The following is an 18,119-nucleotide window of genomic DNA, read 5'->3' as shown; positions in this document are numbered from 1 at the left end:
CCTCGCCTTCCACTATTCCACGCATGAGGGCCGCGTTGCCCGCAGAGCGCTGGTAGCGCTACCTTGCAGCCGCGCCGCAAAGCCGACTAGAATGTCGCCATAGACAAGAGCGCCCGACGTCGTGGGCGCCGCTGGGAGGCATTGATGTCCAAGATTACGCGCCGCAGCTTTGCGGCTTCATCTGCCGCAGTCGCGGCATCCGCCGCATTCGGTCTCACACCCGTACGCGCGCAAGCCTATCCAGCGCGGCCCGTCACCGTGATCGTGCCCTGGGGCGCGGGCGGCGGCACTGACGCGACCGCGCGCATTGTCGCAGCGCTTCTGGAGAAGGATCTCGGCCAGCCCTTCAACGTGGTCAATCGCACCGGCGGCTCCGGCGTCGTCGGCCATACCGCGATCGCGACCGCGCAACCTGATGGCTACACCATCGGCATGCTCACCGTCGAAATCTCGATGATGCACTGGCAAGGGCTGACCGAGCTGGCGCCGAAGAGCTACACCCCGCTGGCGCTGATGAACGAAGACCCCCCGGGCATCCAGGTCTCCTCCTCCTCGCCTTACAAGACGGTGAAGGAGCTCGCGGAAGCCATCAAGGCGGCCCCTCCCGGCAAGTTCAAGGCCTCCGGCACCGGCCAGGGCGGCATTTGGCATCTGGCGCTGGTCGGCTGGATGCAGGCGATGGGCCTGCCTGCCAACCAGGTCGCCTGGGTGCCGTCCAACGGCGCCGCACCCGCGATGCAGGACCTCGCCGCCGGCGGCCTTGACCTCACCACCTGCTCAGTGCCGGAAGCTCGCGCCATCATCGAGGCCGGCAAGGCCAGGAGCCTTGCTATCATGGCGCCGGCGCGCAATCCCATCTTTAAGGAGGTGCCGACGCTGAAGGAGGCAATGGGCATCGACTACGCGACCGGCGCCTGGCGCGGCATCGCCGGGCCGAAGAACCTGCCGCCGGAGATCGCAACGAAGCTCACCGCGGCGCTGCAGAAGGTCTACGACTCCGCCGAGTTCAAGGACTTCATGAGCAATCGCGGCTTCGGCACCGTGTGGGGCGATGCCGGCCAGTTCGCAAGCTTCATGGACAAGGGCGACGCCCAGATGGGCGAAGCGATGAAGGCGGCGGGTCTGAGCAAGGCGTGATCTTGTCACCTCTCCCCGCTTGCGGGGAGAGGTCGAATTTGAGCGCAGCCCAAATTCGGGTGAGGGGGAGGCTCCGCGAGTCCAGCTTTCACTGCCATCGTGCACGCAGCCCCGCACCCCACCCTCTCTCCGTAAGAACGGGGTGAGGGATAAGAAATCTCATAGGATCCTCCCATGCGCCTTCCCGACTCCGTCACGGGATCGTTTCTCGTCGTGCTCGGCACAGCAGCCGCCTATGGCGGCTGGCTGCTGCCGCCGGTGCCCGGGCAGCCGGTCGGCCCCAACGTATTTCCGCTCGTGATCGGCATTGGGCTTGCGCTGTGCGGGCTCGCGATCGTGTTCGGGATCGGTCACACCTTCGAAGAGGCGGAAGAGCTGATCCCGCTCGAGGATGGCCAGGCAGCGGCTGCCCCGCCGCCTCAGGGAAAGTTGTACGGCCTGCGCGCGCTGCTGCCGCCGGCGCTGCTGCTGTTCTACGTGGTCGCGGCCGACCGGCTCGGCTTCATCATCACCGCGGCGATCATGGTCTACGTCACCTCGACCGCGTTGGGGGCGAAGTGGAAGCTAGCGCTGCCGCTCGCAGCGCTGGCGCCGTTCGCCATCCACCTCATCTTCGGCAAGCTGCTGCGCGTGCCGCTTCCCGCCGGCCTGTTGCCGACACCCTGGTGACCCCATGCTGAAAACCCTGATTGAAGCGTTCGCACTGATCTCCACCTGGGAGGTCATCATCGCGATGTTCGCAGCCTCCGTGTACGGGCTCGTGATCGGCTCGCTGCCGGGCCTGTCGGCGACGATGGCAACCGCCCTGCTCGTCCCCGTCACCTTCTATCTCTCGCCGATCGCGGCGATTGCGACCATCGTCGCCGCCTCCTCGATGGCGATCTTCTCCGGCGACATCCCGGGTGCGCTGCTGCGCATCCCCGGCACGCCCGCCTCCGCCGCCTATGCCGACGAGGCTTACGCCATGACCCGGAAGGGACAGGCCGAGTTGGCGCTCGGGGCCGGCGTGTGGTTCTCGGCCGTGGGCGGCATCGCCGGCGTGCTGTCGCTTATGATCCTGGCGCCGCCGCTCGCCGAGATCGCGCTGTCGTTCTCGACCTTCGAGTATTTTTGGCTGGCGCTGCTCGGCCTGATGTGCGCGACGCTGGTGGCGCGCTCCTCGCCGGTGAAGGCGATCGCCGGCATGTTCCTCGGTCTGCTGGTCTCCTGCGTCGGCATCGAAAATCCCGGCGGCGTGCCGCGCTTCACCTTCGGCCTCACCGATCTGTTCGGCGGCATCGAGCCGATCCCCGCGCTGGTCGGCGTGTTCGCGGTCGCCCAGGTGATGCGCGCGATGCTGACGCCCGAGCCGCCGCCGCTGCCGCGGCGCAAATTCGGAAGCATCATGGCCGGTCAGTGGAAGCTGACCAAGAAATACCATTGGCAGATGACGCGCGGAAACATCGTCGGCATCATCATCGGCGTACTGCCCGGCGCCGGCGCCGACATGGCCGCCTGGGTGTCCTATGCGATGTCGAAGCGCTTCTCCAAGGAACCGGAAAAGTTCGGCACCGGCCATGTCGAGGGCCTGGTCGAGGCCGGCGCCAGCAACAATGCCAGTATCGCCTCGGGCTGGGTGCCGTCGCTGCTGTTCGGCATCCCCGGCGACACCATCGCCGCGATCGCAATCGGCGTGCTCTACATGAAGGGGCTCAACCCCGGACCGACGCTGTTCACCGAGAAAGCGTCGAGCATGTACGCGATCTATCTGATGTTCATCATCGCGAACATTTTGATGATCCCGCTCGGCATCGCCACGATCCGGGTTGCCGCCTACATCCTGCTGGCACCGCGCTCCGCCATCATGCCCATCATCATGCTGTGCTGCGCAGTCGGCTCGTTCGCTATCGGCAACAACATGTTCGGCGTCGTCACCGTGGCCGCCTTCGGCGTGATCGGCTATGTCATGGAAGCCAACGGTTATCCCGTCGCCGCGATGGTGCTCGGCATCGTCATGGGCACCATGGTCGAGCAGGCTTTTGTCACTTCGCTGATCAAGTCGGACGGCAGCATTTTGCCGTTTTTTGAGCGCCCCGTGGCCGCGATCCTCGCCGCCATGGCGATCGGGGCGCTGCTGTGGCCGGTGATGGTCTGGGCGTGGCGAAAGCTGAAACCGGTGCGGACCGGAGTGGCGGCGACATCCCGGTGACATCGGGCGGGCGGCCCTCGCCTGCCCCACGCGGGCGTTGTAAAGCAGGGCATGGTTGAGAAAAAGCCTTCACTGGACATCAAATCCCTCGCCCATGACCTTCGCGCCGGCAGCCGCGCGGCGCTGGCGCGGGCCATCACGCTGGTCGAGAGCCGGCGCAGCGACCATCAGGCGCTGGCGCGCGAGCTGGTGCAGATGCTCTTGCCTGACACCGGCAGAGCGCTCCGCGTCGGCATCACCGGCTCGCCCGGCGTCGGCAAATCCACCACCATCGACGCGCTCGGCATCCATCTGATCCAACAGGGTCACAAGATCGCGGTGCTCGCAGTCGATCCGTCCTCAGCCCGCAGCGGCGGCTCGATCCTCGGCGACAAGACGCGGATGGCCCGGCTGTCGGCTTCCGACGATGCCTTCATCCGACCCTCGCCGTCCTCGGGCACGCTCGGCGGCGTCGCGGCCAAGACACGCGAGGCGATGCTGCTGTGCGAGGCGGCCGGCTTCGACGTCGTGCTGGTCGAGACCGTCGGCATCGGCCAGTCCGAGACCGCGGTCTGCGACATGACCGATTTCTTCCTGGCCTTGATGCTGCCAGGCGGCGGCGACGAATTGCAGGGCATCAAGAAGGGCCTGGTCGAGCTCGCCGACATGATCGCGATCAACAAGGCCGACGGCGACAATCTCAAGCGCGCCAACATCACCGCCGCCGATTATCGCGGCGCGCTGCATATCCTGACGCCACGCTCCGAGCACTGGCATCCGCCGGTCGAGACCTATTCGGCGCTGACCGGCGACGGCATCGCGAAGATCTGGCAAAAGGTCCTCGATCATCGCAAGGCCATGAACGCCTCCGGCGATTTCGCCGCGCGGCGGCGCGAGCAGCAGGTGAAGTGGATGTGGTCGATGCTGGAGCAGCGCATGCTGGCGCGGTTGCGCAGCGAGGCGTCGGTGCGGACCAAGGTCCGGAAGATCGAGACCGAGGTGGCCGACGGCCGTCTCACGCCGGCGCTCGCCGCCGAAAAAATCCTGGAGTTGCTGCAATGAGCGACAAGCTCCGCGTTCTCCTCACCGCCTTCGGCCCGTTCCCCGGCGCGCCCTACAATCCGACCCAGCCGCTGGTCGCCCGGCTGGTGCAATTGCGCCGTCCCGCACTCGACGATGCCGCGATCTCCAGCCACATCTTCCCAGTCACCTATGCCGCGGTGGACCGGCAATTGCCGGAGGTGCTCGCGAAAGAGAAGCCCGACGCGCTGCTGATGTTCGGCCTCGCCGCACGCACGCCCTATCTGCGCATCGAGAGCCGCGCGCGCAACGCCGTCACCATGCTCTGGCCCGATGCCGCCAACACCCGCTCGAGCAAGCGCGGCATCGCCGGTAATGCGGACGCGCTGATTTTCGGCCCGCACACCGCAAGGCTGCTGCGCGCCGCCCGCCTCACCGGCATCGACGCGCGGCCCTCGCGCGACGCCGGCGCCTATCTCTGCAATTACCTGAGCTGGCGCGCGATCGAAAACGTCAGGGGCGGCGGGCCAAAGCTCGCCGCATTTATCCATATTCCCCTGCTCGCGCGCAGTGGCGCCGTGCGCCGCAAGGGCGCGCCGCGGATCACGCTGGAGGAACTGGTGGACGCCGGGGAAGCGATGCTGATGGAGATGGTACAGTTGGCACGGAAGGCTCGGAACACGACTGTGTAAACATTTAACCCTACCGCGAACAATCCTCACGCGACTAGCCGCCCTGCGCTACCTAACCAGCGCGGACCCCCGCGTCCGCCGGAGGACGCGTCATGGACCTCAATCGCCGCCATCTCATTGGAGCATCGACCGCAGGCCTCGCCGGCGCGCTCGCGATACCAGCCGACGCAGCGCGTGCGGCGCCGCTGACGTCGCTGCTCGGCCGCGATGCCACGCAATATGGCGTGCGGCCCGGCAGCAGCGAGGATCAGACCCGCGCGCTCCAGCGGGCGATCGACGAGGCTGCGCGGGCGCAGATGCCGCTAGCGCTGCCACCCGGCATCTACCGCAGTGGGTTGCTACGCTTGCCAAATGGCGCGCAACTGATCGGCGTGCGCGGCGCGACAAAATTCGTCTTCACCGGCGGGGCCTCGGCGATCCAGAGCGACGGCTCCGATGCAATCGGCCTTTCCGGCATCACCTTTGACGGCGGTGGCATTCCGCTGCCGACGCGGCGCGGGCTGATCCAGATCCTCGGCGGACGCGACGTCCGCATCACCGATTGCGCGATCACCGGCTCCGGCGGCAGCGGCATCTGGCTCGAGCAGGTCTCCGGCGACATCTCGGGCAACATCTTTACCAACATCGCGGTGACGGCAGTGGTGTCGTTCGACGCCAGGGGTCTCAGCGTCTCCCACAACACCATCACCGGCACCAACGACAACGGCATCGAGATCCTGCGCACGGCCATCGGCGATGACGGCACGCTGGTCACCGATAACCGCATCGAGGACATCAAGGCCGGCCCCGGCGGCTCCGGCCAGTACGGCAACGCCATCAACACGTTCCGCGCCGGCAACGTCATCGTGCGCGGCAATCGCATCAAGAACTGCGATTACTCCGCCGTGCGCGGCAACTCGGCCTCGAACATCCACATCACCGGCAACAGCGTCAGCGATGTGCGCGAGGTCGCGCTCTATTCGGAATTCGCTTTCGAGGCCGCGGTGATCGCCAACAACATTGTGGACGGCGCCGCGGTCGGCGTCTCCGTCTGCAATTTCAACGAAGGCGGCCGCATCGCCGTGGTCCAGGGCAACATCATCCGCAATCTGATCCCGAAGCGGCCGATCGGCACCGCGCCGGATGACGATGCCGGCATCGGCATCTACATCGAGGCGGATTCATCTGTCACCGGCAACGTGATCGAGAACGCGCCGTCCTACGGCATCGTCGCCGGCTGGGGCAAATATCTCCGCGACGTCGCGATCACGGGCAACGTGATCCGCAAGGCACTGGCCGGCGTCGGGGTGTCCGTCGTGCCCGGCGCCGGCACCGCGCTCGTCAACAACAACATGATCTCGGAAACCCCGCGCGGCGCCGTGGTCGGGCTCGATCATGCGCGCGCCGTGACGTCCGATCTGTCGGTGGACGGCGCCCAGCGGTTTGCGCAATTGGTGGTCGGCGGGAATGCGGTGCGGCGATAGCTGCCGCTGCTCGCCTCCTCCCGAACGCTAGAACGCGTTCCGCAGCAGTGGATACTTCGCTTCGAGCCCGTCGAGGCTGAAGGTGAACTCAACCAGGCGCTCGGGGGCTGCGACAATTTCGGCTGCCGGCGGAGAGAACTGCGGCAGAAGCGCCGCCATCGCAGCCAGCGCCTTGGGCGCTGCCGTCGCGGCCGGCACCTTGGGCCCCGTCATCGCGACGGGCGCGGTGGGCGGCGCCATGGCAGCCGGCACTTGGAGCGGTGCCATCGGGGCAGGCGCGGCGACCCGCGCGGCCGGGGCTTCGGAGATGTCGGCGAGAACGCCCGGCTTGGGATCGAGCCTGACCGGCACGGCGGTCTCCGGGACGATGTGCACGGCCTTCGGCTGCACTGTCTGCGCCTGCTGCTCGCGCGGAAACATGCGGGGCATGGTCGCCGGCGACCAGCCGAATGCGGGCGACACGCTCGCGGCCGCCGTGGCGACGTCAGCGCCGGTGGCAAGGGCGCGCCAGGTCTGGACGGCGAGCTTCGCTTCCTGGATGTTTTCGAGAAATGCGATCTCGGAGTGATAGCGGCGCCAGCGCCCGGTCTCGAACATCTCGGAGAGATGCACCAGCCGCTGCTCGGCGAGAGCGCACCAGCGTGCCGCAATGTCGCGGCCAATAGCCACGTCGCGAATAGCCTCTTGGCGATGTGTCATAAATCAGCCCGTCAGGAGAAAATACGGACGCGACGCAACGCACACGAATCAATTTAGACGCGACGTGAATATTTTGTGGAAAAGTTTTGACTTGTCCAGCAACGACGATGTTTTCGTCGCCAAACTCCGTAGTCGTGCGGAGATTCAAGCGGTTTTGGAGTCAAGCTTCGCACAAGCATAGCGCGCTTGCGGCGTGCCGGCGGAGCAGTGGCGATGAGTGAGCCACGATCTCTCAACCGGAAGCTGATCTCGCGCAGGCTTCGAGGGATTGGACGCCCAAAAAGAAAAGACCCGTCCGGGGGGACAACCGGACGGGTCGAGCCATATGGGCGCTTGGGGTGGATGGGCGCTCGCGCCTGATATGACTTATGGGGAGGGATAACCGCTCCCACATAATTTGGTCGTGGCAGCGGGCCGAACGTTCAATGCGGCGTTTGATTTTTCAACCTTCGCGCCGCGCGCAAAGTTGTCGCAGCCGTTATCGCGTCGCCGGCCTATCCGCCTGAGAAACCGTGGCTTTATCCTCGGTGCTCGACAACGAGGGTTGCTCTAATGCGCGGATGCCAGGCTCGTCGCGACGCTTCTCGATATCTTCACGTTTTGTTGTACCGGATGCGGCCGCGACCGGCGTCGCGCCGGCGGCGGGAACGGCCATGACCGCGGCAAACGCGTCGGCCTCGCCATCGCCGAACAGATCATCACGCCCGGGTGAACCGAGGTCACGCGCCGTCTTCGCCAGCGCCGTGCGCAGCGCTTCCGGCTTCAAGGCGGAGTTGCGCTCGAGCAGCAGCGCTGCGACGCCGGAGACATACGCGGCCGAGAACGAGGTGCCCGACGTCATCTGGTATTTGCCGTCAGGCGCCGGCAGGAAGATATCGACGCCGGGAGCCGCGACCGCGATGTAGTTGCCACGGTTGGAGGCGGTGAACAGCCGGTCCTGCTGGTCGGTTGCGCTGACCGCGATCACGTTGGGATTGGCGGCCGGATAGAGCGGCGGCGACTTCGCGCCGGCATTGCCGGCGGCTGCGATCAGCACCAGGCCACGCGCGGCGGTCGCCGCGATGGCCCGCTCGATCACCGCGTCTTTGGGACCGGCAAAGCTCATGTTGACGATCTGCGCGCCGTGCTCGGCGGCATAGTTCAGAGAGCGCAGGATGATGTAGGACGAGCTCTCGGCCCCGCCGGTGGTGCCGCCGAAGGCGCGGATGGCGATGATGCGCGCCTCGGGCGCGCTGCCCATCAGCTTGGCATGCGCCACGATGGCGCCTGCAATGCCGGTGCCATGAATGTGCGGGCCTTCGGCGCTACCGAGCGCATCGAAATTGTCGGCAATGGAATTGGCAAGTTCCGGATGTCGGGCGTCGATGCCGGAGTCGATCACGGCAACCGTCACATTGGCGCCATGCGCCAGCGTATGTGCCTGCGGCAGGCGGAGCTTGGCCAGCGCATATTGCGCGGGATCTCCCTCGGTCGGCACCGACGATTTCTGGTCCTGGAGCAGGTAGCGGAAGTTCGGCTGGACCGAGCGCACGCTGCCGTCGGCCGCGAATTCACGCCGCACCGTCGCGGAGGGCCGGCCGTCGGTGATGCGGAACAGTCCGAACGTTGCCCCGATCAGCGGAAAATTCTCGGAAGTCACGCGAGTCAGGCCATGGCGACGCGCAAGCTCGTCGGCCTCGGTCGACGACAGCCCGCCATCGATCTCTGCGACGAATTCGTCGGCGAAGGTACGCAAATCCGCGGCGACGGGCGCGTTGTTGCCGCGCCGCTTTCCGGCGGTCTTCTTGCCCGATTTGCCCGAGCCATCGCCGCCTGCGTTCTGCTGCGCCAGGCATTCGCCGGCGGCGTCGCGATCGGGCGCGGTACAGGCGGGATAGAGGTTCGGGGAGTAGCGCGCATAAGGCAGCACCGGCGTCGGCCCCATCCGCGCCGAAATCCTCGTCGTCACGATCGGACCGGGACCGCGGCCGACGGCCACCGCTCTGGCTGTAACGCCCGGACTGACGCGTGCGGCGATGCCAGGAGAAATGGTCGGCATTCGAGAGGGGACGCTGATCGTCGGGGTGCGCATGATCGCCTGCGCCTGCGCAACCTCGACGCCGAGACAGGCGGCGAGCAAAAGCGCGGCTGCGACCGACGAAGCGCAGACCCCGGCTCTTACTCCACTTTCGGACTTGCGCGTCATCAGCTTGGAAGCGCCTTACGGCGCCGCGACGGCGAGATTGACGAACTTCTCGCGCTGCATCTTGCCAAGCAGCGAGTTGAGTTCGTCACGGCTCATCGCCTTGTCGAACTGGAGGCGGAACATGCCGCCCTTGGCATCACCGATGATCGAAGCCTGGTAGCCGTCGAGCAATGCGGTGATGTCGGCGACGCGCGCCTCGGGCGTGAAGCGTACCAACGCGCGCGCTGGCGGGACGGTCGTGCCGAGGTCGCGTGTGATCGGAGCGCTGGTCGAGAGCGAAGCAGTCTGGAAGGTCGCAGTCTGGGTCTTCGTCAACACGGCGCCGATGATTCCGGCTTGCAGCACGAGCGCCATGGCGCCAAGACCAGCCGACCACGCCAGCGTGCGCGGCGACAGGCTCGCAAAGAAGGTGGCGATTCGCGCCGCCAGCGGCAACGAACCGGCCGCCCGCGCCGGCTCGGCGTCGATCGCCGCGAACAGCTTCTGCATCGCACGTGCCGACGGAGCACCCAGGCTCTCGTTCAGATGGATGGTCTCTTCATACTCGCCGCGGATCGCGGCATATTGCTTCGCGAGCTCGGGATCGCGCGCCAGCGCCTCGTCGACGCGGCGCGCATCGCGCGGGTTCAGCGTGCCCGCGGCGTGCCACGGCAGCAGCAGTTCAATTTCACCGGGCTCTTGCTCCAGCATCTTCTTGCTCAAAGCCATCATGGCCAGCCTCGCTCAATGCCGGCTGCCTTCAGCAGTTCGGCCAATTTCTTGCGCGCATAGAACAAGCGCGTCTTCACAGTGTTCTCCGGGATGCCAACGATTTCGGCCACCTCTTCCACGGATTTCTCGTGGTAGTAGACGAGATCGACGATTTCCCGATGATCCGGCGAGAGGCCCGTCAGACACTCCCGCAACGCTTCACTGGTATCCTTCTTCTGCACCGCCGTTTCCGGATTGTCGGACGTGTCCTCGATCGCGTTCGCGGCGTCGTCCAACTCAAAATCCTTCCTGCGCCGAAGCGCAGACAGGGCCTTGAATCGGGTAATGGCCAGCAGCCAGGTGGAAACGGCGGATCGGCCCTCGAACTTGCCGGCTTGACGCCAGACGTCGAGAAATACCTCACTGATGAGGTCTTCCGCCGCCTGCTCGTCCCGCACGAGCCGAAGGCCGAACCGATACACCCTGACATGGTGCCGCCCGTACAGCACCTGCATGGCGAGCCGGTCGCCTTGAGCGATCCTGGCGATCAGGATCTCGTCCGAAGCCGCTTGTGTCACGCTCAAAGGCCGTCTCGCAAGATTGGTCGGGTCGATGCGGCAGACGGTTCGACGGGAGGGGTAAAATTGTTCAGCCTACCGCAGTCATACGGGAGGCTGTGTGATCTACCCCACATACGCGAAATTTCCTTTTGCCACCCGCGGCTGGGCGCCGCGCTCAAGAACGGTAACATAGTAATGAAGCACTTTCCTGAGCAATGCCGTCCAGCATAGAGGGGCCGACGTGCATGGAACCTTAGCAGCCTAGCACGACATATGTCTTCCGAAGCCCTGCTTTGGCTCGACCGCGTCGCACACGACGCCTCATGGCCGGCAAATTCCTCGGCCGCTCGACGTCCCCGCTCCTGCGCTGCACAGCGTGGATTCGGTTTCGAAGGATACCAAACCTAAAGGCTTGCCACGTAGATTTTTGGGCTGACATCCACCATTGGGCGGGACCATGAGCACGGCTGCGACGTCCTTTCCCGAGAGGAATGCCGCTGAGGCCGCGGATCTCGCCCTGACGACCGCGGCTGCGGCACCCGAGGTCCTGGCGCGCCGGATCCGGCAGCGGCGCCAGATGTATGTCGGCCAGGTGGCGAGCTACTCGCTCGGCGCCTCCGTCCTGCTGCTCTACGCCTATGACGGCGTCATCTCCATGGGCGTTCCGTCACTGTTCTGGCTCGGCGGCCTTCTGACCATCGGAACCTTCACCGTGCTGTCGGAAGCGGGCTTCGGCGACCGGTTCGAGGATCATTACCTCACCGTCTTCCAGATCTCGGCGCATATGTCGCTGCAGCTGCTGTTCCTGCTCGCGGTGCCGACAGTCGGAGTTGCGTTCCTTGCCGTGCTGTTTCTGATCTTCGCCTTCGGCACGCTTCGTATGACATCGAGCCAGGCGATGCTCACCTGGGGCCTCGCCACTTGCGGGCTCGCCTTGGTCTTCCTCGCCTCGGACTTGCCAATCGGACTGCCGGTTACGACCCAGCTGCAACGGGCCGCCTCGATGCTGTGCTTCGTGCTGGTGATTGGCCAGTGCGCCTTCCTCGGCCTGTTCGGCGCCACGCTGCGCAAGATCCTGTACCGGCGCAGCATCGAGCTGAAGGCCGCCTATCAGCGCATCGAGGAGCTGGCGGAGCTCGACGAACTCACCGGCTCCTACAACCGCCGCTGCATCATGCGGCTTCTCGACGCCGAGATCGAAAAATCGCGGCAGACATCGACCCCTTGCGCGATCGCACTCATCGATCTCGACTGGTTCAAGCGCATCAACGACGCCCATGGCCATCCCGTCGGCGACGAGGTGCTGCGCACCTTCGCAATCACCATTTTCGCCAACATCCGCCCGGCCGACTGCTTCGGCCGCTACGGCGGCGAGGAATTCTTGCTGCTGCTGCCGGGGACGGACGGCGATGCGGCATCGCGCACGCTCGATCGGCTGCGCGGCATCGTCGCCGATCTGGACTGGAGCGCATTCTCCCCGGGCATGCGCGTGACCATTTCCGCGGGCGTCGTGACGCTGCGCGACAACGATACCGCCGACACGTTTCTCGTGCGCGCCGATAGCGCGCTCTATTCCGCCAAGGCACAGGGGCGCAACCGCATTGCAACCAGCTGATCAATCCATTTTCTCCCGGCGCGACCGAAGCCGCTGCCGGGCCGAACGCGCCAGGACAGGGCAATGAGATCTAAATCCGCCAAATCATCCGAGAATCTGCTCGAGGAATTGCAAACCGCGCTCTCGCACGGCACCGTCGCGCACCGGGTCGAGACGCTGCGCCGCGTCACAGATCTCTTCGTGGGCAACGCCTCGGACTATTCCGACGACCACGTTCGTGTGTTCGATGACGTGTTCCAGTGCCTGATCGAGCAGATCGAGACGTCCGCCAAGGCGCTGCTCGCCGACCGCCTCGCACCGATCGCGGCTGCGCCGCCGAAGATCATCCGCACGCTCGCGCTCGACGAGGTGATTGAGGTTTCCGGCCCGGTGCTGTCGAAATCCGAACGGCTGGACGAGGAGATCCTGATCGAGATCGCGCGCACCAGGGGTCAAGCCCATCTCAAGGCGATCTCGCTACGGCGGGTGCTGTCGGAAGCGCTGACCGACGTGCTGGTGACCCGCGGCGACGAGGACGTGGTGCAATCGACCGTCAGCAATCCGGGTGCGCAACTGTCGGAGGGAAGTCTCGCCGACCTCGTGACCCGCGCCGAGCGTGACGACGACCTCGCCAGTTGCATCGGCCTGCGGCCCGACTTGCCCCGCCATCATTATTTGAAGCTGGTCGCAAAGGCCTCCTTGGCCGTGCGCAGGAAGCTGGAGGCCGCGCACCCCGAGTTCGCGGACGACGTGTCCAGCGTGGTCCAGGAAGCGGCCCAGCGAATCCGCGCCGCCAGCATGACCAGGCAGACCGAGAGGGCGCGCGCGCTGGTGAAGTCGCTGCATGAGGACGGCCGCCTCACCGAGCTCCAGGTCGCCACCTTCGCGGAGCAGGGCAAGTTCGACGAGACCAATGCGGGGCTCGCGGCGCTTGCGGGCGTCGCAGTCGAGACCGCCGAGACCATGATGATCGAAAGCCGGATCGAGGGCGTGATGATCCTCGCCAAGGTCGCGGCCATGCAATGGTCGAGCGTCCGCGCCATCATTGCCCTGCGCGAGAAGCTCTCAGGCGGCTCGCGGACCGACATGCTGACGCTGCGCGACGCTTACGAGGCGCTGCGCAGCTCGACGGCGCAGCAGGTTCTGCGCTTCCACCGCATGCAGCAGGGCGCGACGCCGGCGGCGTGAAGCCGGCAAGCTAGTAGCGTAGGACCTTCGCCCCCGCCAGCGCCCCAATTGCCGCCACCAACGCGGTGGCGAGCGTGTACCAGGTCGCGACGAACAGCGGCGAGTCGTCGGTACAGTGCGAGGCGTACAGCGTCGCGGCAAGGCCCGCCGACACCAGGCCAGCGAGCGCACCGGCGAGTGCGGGATGGGACGGCGCACCGTGGCGAAGGCCGAACAGGGCCCCAGCAAGCAGCGGCAGCGACATCGCAGGGATTGCGAACAGGCATACCCTGGAATTCTTGCCCATCAATCGCATCGTCATCGGCATGGCCGGCGCCATCATCGCCTCGCTACCGATCGCCACCGCGAGCAGCCCGACCGGCAGCAGCAGTAGCCAGCCCCAGCCACGCAGCAAGGCTTCGGGACGCGACAGATGCAGGCTGACGATGATCGCGGGAATCGCGAGCGACAGTGTGACCGCGAATTTCATGTCGAAGAACGGGTTGTGCATCGCCGTCATCACATCGTGACGCACACCGAGAAAGGTGGCGAAGATCAGGATCGACAGCGGCGCAGCGACCAGCAGCGCCATGGTCAGCACCGCGCCGACGCGCGGCGGACGATGGGCGTTGTCGGCCGCGAGCGAGCGAATGAGTTGATCGGTGTCCATGACTACTGGTCCCGCAGTTTGGCAGTCAGCGCGGCAAGTCCGCGATGTAGCGCGACCCGCACCGCGCCCTCGCTCATCGAATATTTCACCGCCGTGTCCTTGATCGAGGTGCTGTCGACCGCGATCGACTGCAACACGTCGCGCTGGCGCTGCGGCAGCGTATTGAGCTGGCTGGCGACCTCGCTGGCCGAAGCGGTCTCCTGCGGCGCCTCGCCCGGCAGGGTCTCGGCGAAATCGTCGATGTTGACGAAGATCCGCCTGCCCCGTCGCCGCAGCATGTCGATCAGCTTGTTGCGAACGATCGCAAACAGCCACGGGGCGAAGGGGGCTTCGCTGTCCCAAGTGTGCCGCTTCAGATGCACCGCCAACAAAATCTCCTGCACGATATCCTCGGCTTGGTCGGGAGGCTGCCCGGCCCGAGCCAGGCCGCGCCTCGCGGCAGCGCGCAGCACAGGCGTGACCGCCTTCAACAGGCGATGATACGCCGCGTCATCGCCTGCCATGGCCGACCGCATCAGGCCGGTCCACTCGTCCTCACGTCCGCGCACGCGCGCCCCTCACCATGCAATTCGGCCGCTCTTTCAGTTTGTTACGCTGGCATCAGCCAGATCACGAATTCGTGATCTTGCTTGGCCACGCGACCGATGCGGCCGTCAGGATCTGCGACGGCTCATAACACCGATCGGTCCAGTCCGCACCCCGCGGCCGGCTGCGAAGGCAGCGGTTTTGCCGCGCTTTTGCCCGGTGTGGCCCGAAGATTCCCATTTTCTGCCCCGCTGTGGTCACGCCCCAGGGTCTCTGTTCAGTCCCGGGACGGGCGGAATTTGGGGAGATCGTCAACATGATGAAAGCCAGCGGGCGCGCGGCCCTGATTCTCCTGGCCGGGCTTTTCTTGCTGTTCGGGGGCGTTGCACAGGCGGCGCCGAATTCAGCCGCAAGCAGCAAGTCGGACAGCGCGGGCAAACAGGCCGACACGGTCAAGCCAACCAAGCAGCGGCATCACACGTCGCGTCACCGCGACAACACCAAGACGGCAGAAAAATCCGACGACAAGGCCGACAAGAAGGACGCCGCGGCAACGGCCGATGAGACGAAGGCCGACAATCGTGACGCGCCGACCTCGAGCCAGATGCCGCCGGAAATCGCCAACGCCAATGCGCAACTCGCCGCCGCCGATACGCCGACCGCGGCTGCCGCTTCCGCAATGACGGGCCGGGCCAACGACAACGTCCAGGCCGCGGCCGATAATACCGCCGCCCCGAACGCCGAGAGCCAGGTCGTCGCACCCGATCAGCTCAACGACATCGACCGCGCCCTGCAACAGGACAACACGCCGGCGCAGAGGGCGGTGATCGCCGCAACCGACGCGCAGCCGCGTCCGGCGCCGGTGATGGCAAGCAGCCAGCAGAGCTCGGCCTGGGACCAGAGCTCCCTGATCGGAAAAATCTTCATCGGCGTCGGCACGCTGCTGACGCTGGCCTCAGCCGCGCGCATGTTCATGGCGTGACTTTGGCTTGATTTTGGCCTGATCGCCGGCCCGCGGGACCTGGTCCGGAACGCGCATCTGGCCGCGTGTTCCGGCCGTCCTTGCGCCGATGGCTTTGCGGCCTCTTGAAGCCCACCGCGCCAGCGGGCACATTGCCCGCTCAACCAAAAGCGTGGGTGGAGCATGAGCACTTTCGAACACATCATCGTCGAAAGCAAAGGCGCGGTCGGCATCATCAAGCTGAACCGGCCGAAGCTGCTCAACGCACTCTCCTTCGGCGTCTTCCGCGAGATCGCCGCGGCCGTCGACGATCTCGAAGCCGATAACGCCATCGGCTGCATCGTCGTGACCGGCAGCGAGAAGGCGTTTGCCGCCGGCGCCGACATCAAGGAGATGCAGCCGAAAGGCTTCATCGACATGTTCTCGGAGGATTTTGCCGCGATCGGCGGCGATCGGGTCGCGCGCTGCCGCAAGCCGACGATCGCCGCGGTCGCGGGCTACGCGCTCGGCGGCGGCTGCGAGCTCGCGATGATGTGCGACTTCATCATCGCCGCCGACACCGCCAAATTTGGCCAACCCGAAATCACGCTCGGCACCATCCCCGGCATCGGCGGCACCCAGCGCCTGACCCGTGCGATCGGCAAGTCCAAGGCAATGGACCTTTGCCTCACCGGCCGCATGATGGATGCGGCCGAAGCCGAGCGCAGCGGCCTGGTCAGCCGCATCGTTCCCGCCGACAAGCTGATGGACGAGGTGATGGCCGCGGCCGAGAAGATCGCCGCGATGTCGCGGCCCGCGGTCGCGATGGCCAAGGAAGCGGTCAACCGCGCCTTCGAGACCACGCTCGCCGAGGGCATGAGCGTCGAGCGCAACCTGTTCCACTCGACCTTCGCACTGGAGGACCGCTCCGAGGGCATGGCGGCGTTCATCGAGAAGCGGAAGCCGGTGAACAAGAACAGGTAAAGGCAGGCGAGCGGTCAGGCTGGTGTAAGGCTCTGCCGCTTTCCCGCAGAATCCGTGTGACGTGCCTGCAACAAGCACGGAATACATGGGGGTTTCCCCCGCGGCAGTTTGCCTGCGGGACCTCGGCTGGTTAAACAGCTAAGAGAGCCGCCGTCGGCGGGGGCGGACAGCCGGGATTTGCGGGATTACATGATTGGGCGTGCCGCCAGAGCTGGTCGCGTGATGACGCGGCATCGATCGGGCGTGGCTCCTGTGCTCGCGACATGGACCACGCTGGCGCTGTGTTGCGCCCTGCCCTCCGCCGCACGGGCGGAAGCGCTGCCGGAGGCGCTCGCCAAGGCCTACCAGACCAATCCGCAACTCAATGCCGAGCGTGCGCGGCAGCGCGCCACCGACGAGAACGTGCCGCAGGCGCTCGCCGGCTACCGGCCACAGATCGTGGCAAGCCTCAGCGCCGGGTTGCAATCGGTGCGCAACCTGCTGCCCGACAACACCGTCCAGACCGCCAATCTGAAGCCATGGATCATCGGTGTCACCGTGTCGCAGACCCTGTTCAACGGTTTCCGCACCGCCAACAACGTGCGCGCCGCCGAACTCCAGGTCCAGTCGGGCCGCGAGGCGCTGCGCAACGTCGGCCAGGGCGTGCTGCTCGACGCGGTCACCGCCTACACCAACGTGCTCGCCAACCAGTCACTGGTCGAGGCGCAGCGCTCCAACGTCGCCTTCCTGCGCGAAACGCTCTCGGTCACCCAGCGGCGCCTCAACGCTGGCGACGTCACGCCGACCGACAGTGCCCAGGCCGAGGCGCGGCTCAACCGCGGGCTTTCCGATCTGAACGCCGCGGAAGTCGCGCTGGCGGTGAGCCAGGCGATCTACGCGCAAGTGATCGGCAATGCGCCATCGCAGCTTCGGGCCGCCGAAGTCGTCGACCGCTATCTGCCGAAGAGCCGCGAGGACGCGCTGACGATGGCGATCCGTCAGCACCCAGCGGTGATGGCTGCTGGCTTCGATGTCGATGTCGCCTCCACCAACATCCGCGTCGCCGAAGGCGCGCTGCTGCCGAGCGCCAGCGTCCAGGGCAGCGCCAGCAAGAGCCGCAACAACGACCCGACGCTCGGCACCTTCGCCGAAGATCAGGCCTCGATCGTCGCCAATGTCACCGTGCCGATCTACGACGGCGGCCAGGCCGCCGCACAGACCCGGCAGGCCAAGGAAATCACGGCACAGAGCCGGCTCGTGCTCGATCAGGTGCGCAACCAGGCGCGCACGGCGGCGGTCAGCGCCTGGGTTGCCAATGAAGGCGCCAAGATCGCGGTCTCGGCCTCGGAGTCCGAAGTGAAGGCGGCGACCGTCGCGCTCCAGGGCGTGCAGCGCGAGGCCGCCGGTGGACAGCGCACGACGGTGGATGTGCTGAACTCGCAGGCCGATTTGATCCAGGCCAAGGCCCGCCTGATCGGCGCCAACCGCGACCGCGTGATCGCTTCCTACACGCTGCTCAGCGCCGTCGGCCATCTCGACGTCAAGACCTTGGGCCTGAACACGCCGGACTATCTGCCCGAGGTGCACTACCAGCAGGTCCGCGACGCCTGGCACGGCCTGCGCACGCCATCGGGGCAGTAGTTTCAA

Annotated in this window: 17 protein-coding genes; 11 read left to right on the top strand and 6 right to left on the bottom strand. The window is 66.1% G+C overall.

Annotated elements, in window-relative coordinates:
• Positions 1–144 precede the first annotated feature (144 nt).
• From IVB13_RS19205 to IVB13_RS19180, 6 genes are all read left to right on the top strand, one after another.
• Positions 145–1,137 (top strand): tripartite tricarboxylate transporter substrate binding protein, encoded by a 993-nt coding sequence (locus tag IVB13_RS19205; protein WP_247490064.1) that lies wholly within the window; start codon positions 145–147, stop codon positions 1,135–1,137.
• A gap of 174 nt (positions 1,138–1,311) precedes the next feature.
• Positions 1,312–1,806, top strand: coding sequence for a tripartite tricarboxylate transporter TctB family protein (locus IVB13_RS19200; RefSeq protein WP_007608177.1), 495 nt, complete (start codon positions 1,312–1,314; stop codon positions 1,804–1,806).
• Positions 1,807–1,810: 4 nt separating this feature from the next.
• Entirely contained in the window at positions 1,811–3,325 is a 1,515-nt protein-coding gene (locus IVB13_RS19195) for a tripartite tricarboxylate transporter permease (RefSeq protein ID WP_247490062.1), read from the top strand.
• A 51-nt stretch (positions 3,326–3,376) separates the two neighbouring features.
• Positions 3,377–4,366: a methylmalonyl Co-A mutase-associated GTPase MeaB gene (gene meaB / locus IVB13_RS19190; RefSeq protein ID WP_247490060.1), complete on the top strand. Its 990-nt coding sequence runs from the start codon at positions 3,377–3,379 to the stop codon at positions 4,364–4,366.
• The gene (locus tag IVB13_RS19185) at positions 4,363–5,016 is read left to right on the top strand and encodes a pyroglutamyl-peptidase I (RefSeq protein WP_018456884.1); all 654 of its coding nucleotides are present in this window, start codon (positions 4,363–4,365) and stop codon (positions 5,014–5,016) included. Before meaB ends, IVB13_RS19185 begins: the two co-directional genes overlap by 4 nt.
• Positions 5,017–5,108: 92 nt before the next feature.
• On the top strand, positions 5,109–6,479 hold the full coding sequence (locus tag IVB13_RS19180; protein WP_085352260.1) for a TIGR03808 family TAT-translocated repetitive protein: 1,371 nt from the start codon (positions 5,109–5,111) through the stop codon (positions 6,477–6,479).
• Positions 6,480–6,506: 27 nt separating this feature from the next.
• Here IVB13_RS19180 and IVB13_RS19175 read toward each other — a convergent pair whose 3' ends face one another.
• The 4 genes from IVB13_RS19175 to IVB13_RS19160 form a co-directional block, all read right to left on the bottom strand.
• The gene (locus IVB13_RS19175; protein ID WP_018456886.1) at positions 6,507–7,148 is read right to left on the bottom strand and encodes a TIGR03809 family protein; all 642 of its coding nucleotides are present in this window, start codon (positions 7,146–7,148) and stop codon (positions 6,507–6,509) included.
• Positions 7,149–7,656: 508 nt separating this feature from the next.
• Positions 7,657–9,363 carry a S8 family serine peptidase gene (locus tag IVB13_RS19170; RefSeq protein ID WP_247490058.1) on the bottom strand — a complete coding sequence of 569 codons (1,707 nt, stop codon included), beginning with the start codon at positions 9,361–9,363 and terminating at the stop codon, positions 7,657–7,659.
• 15 nt (positions 9,364–9,378) lie between these two features.
• The gene (locus IVB13_RS19165; protein WP_247490056.1) at positions 9,379–10,074 is read right to left on the bottom strand and encodes a hypothetical protein; all 696 of its coding nucleotides are present in this window, start codon (positions 10,072–10,074) and stop codon (positions 9,379–9,381) included.
• Positions 10,071–10,637, bottom strand: a complete 567-nt coding sequence (locus IVB13_RS19160) for a sigma-70 family RNA polymerase sigma factor (protein WP_247490054.1) — start codon at positions 10,635–10,637, stop codon at positions 10,071–10,073. Before IVB13_RS19160 ends, IVB13_RS19165 begins: the two co-directional genes overlap by 4 nt.
• Positions 10,638–11,070: 433 nt before the next feature.
• Between IVB13_RS19160 and IVB13_RS19155 the strand changes: the two genes are divergently transcribed.
• Together IVB13_RS19155 and IVB13_RS19150 are read left to right on the top strand one after the other, a co-directional pair.
• Entirely contained in the window at positions 11,071–12,228 is a 1,158-nt protein-coding gene (locus tag IVB13_RS19155) for a GGDEF domain-containing protein (protein ID WP_018456889.1), read from the top strand.
• Positions 12,229–12,291: 63 nt separating this feature from the next.
• Positions 12,292–13,395 carry a DUF2336 domain-containing protein gene (locus IVB13_RS19150; protein WP_247490052.1) on the top strand — a complete coding sequence of 368 codons (1,104 nt, stop codon included), beginning with the start codon at positions 12,292–12,294 and terminating at the stop codon, positions 13,393–13,395.
• 10 nt (positions 13,396–13,405) lie between these two features.
• Here IVB13_RS19150 and IVB13_RS19145 read toward each other — a convergent pair whose 3' ends face one another.
• A complete protein-coding gene (locus IVB13_RS19145) occupies positions 13,406–14,044 on the bottom strand; it encodes a DUF1109 domain-containing protein (protein WP_247371002.1) in 639 nt (212 codons plus the stop codon).
• A 2-nt stretch (positions 14,045–14,046) separates the two neighbouring features.
• Positions 14,047–14,592: a sigma-70 family RNA polymerase sigma factor gene (locus IVB13_RS19140; protein ID WP_247490049.1), complete on the bottom strand. Its 546-nt coding sequence runs from the start codon at positions 14,590–14,592 to the stop codon at positions 14,047–14,049.
• Positions 14,593–14,885: 293 nt separating this feature from the next.
• On the opposite strand from IVB13_RS19140, the gene IVB13_RS19135 reads away from it, so the two are divergent.
• The 3 genes from IVB13_RS19135 (at position 14,886) to IVB13_RS19125 (ending at position 18,113) form a co-directional block, all read left to right on the top strand.
• Positions 14,886–15,551, top strand: coding sequence for a hypothetical protein (locus tag IVB13_RS19135; protein WP_247490047.1), 666 nt, complete (start codon positions 14,886–14,888; stop codon positions 15,549–15,551).
• 162 nt (positions 15,552–15,713) lie between these two features.
• Positions 15,714–16,493, top strand: a complete 780-nt coding sequence (locus IVB13_RS19130; RefSeq protein ID WP_018456894.1) for an enoyl-CoA hydratase — start codon at positions 15,714–15,716, stop codon at positions 16,491–16,493.
• A gap of 222 nt (positions 16,494–16,715) precedes the next feature.
• Positions 16,716–18,113, top strand: a complete 1,398-nt coding sequence (locus IVB13_RS19125; protein ID WP_247490046.1) for a TolC family outer membrane protein — start codon at positions 16,716–16,718, stop codon at positions 18,111–18,113.
• The last annotated feature ends 6 nt before the right edge of the window (positions 18,114–18,119 follow it).

Origin of the sequence: Bradyrhizobium sp. 17, from assembly GCF_023073515.1 — a bacterium.
In the GTDB taxonomy this organism is placed as follows: domain Bacteria; phylum Pseudomonadota; class Alphaproteobacteria; order Rhizobiales; family Xanthobacteraceae; genus Bradyrhizobium; species Bradyrhizobium canariense_D.
Note: the sequence above shows the minus strand (reverse complement) of the source record. Positions and strands in the feature narration are given on the sequence as shown.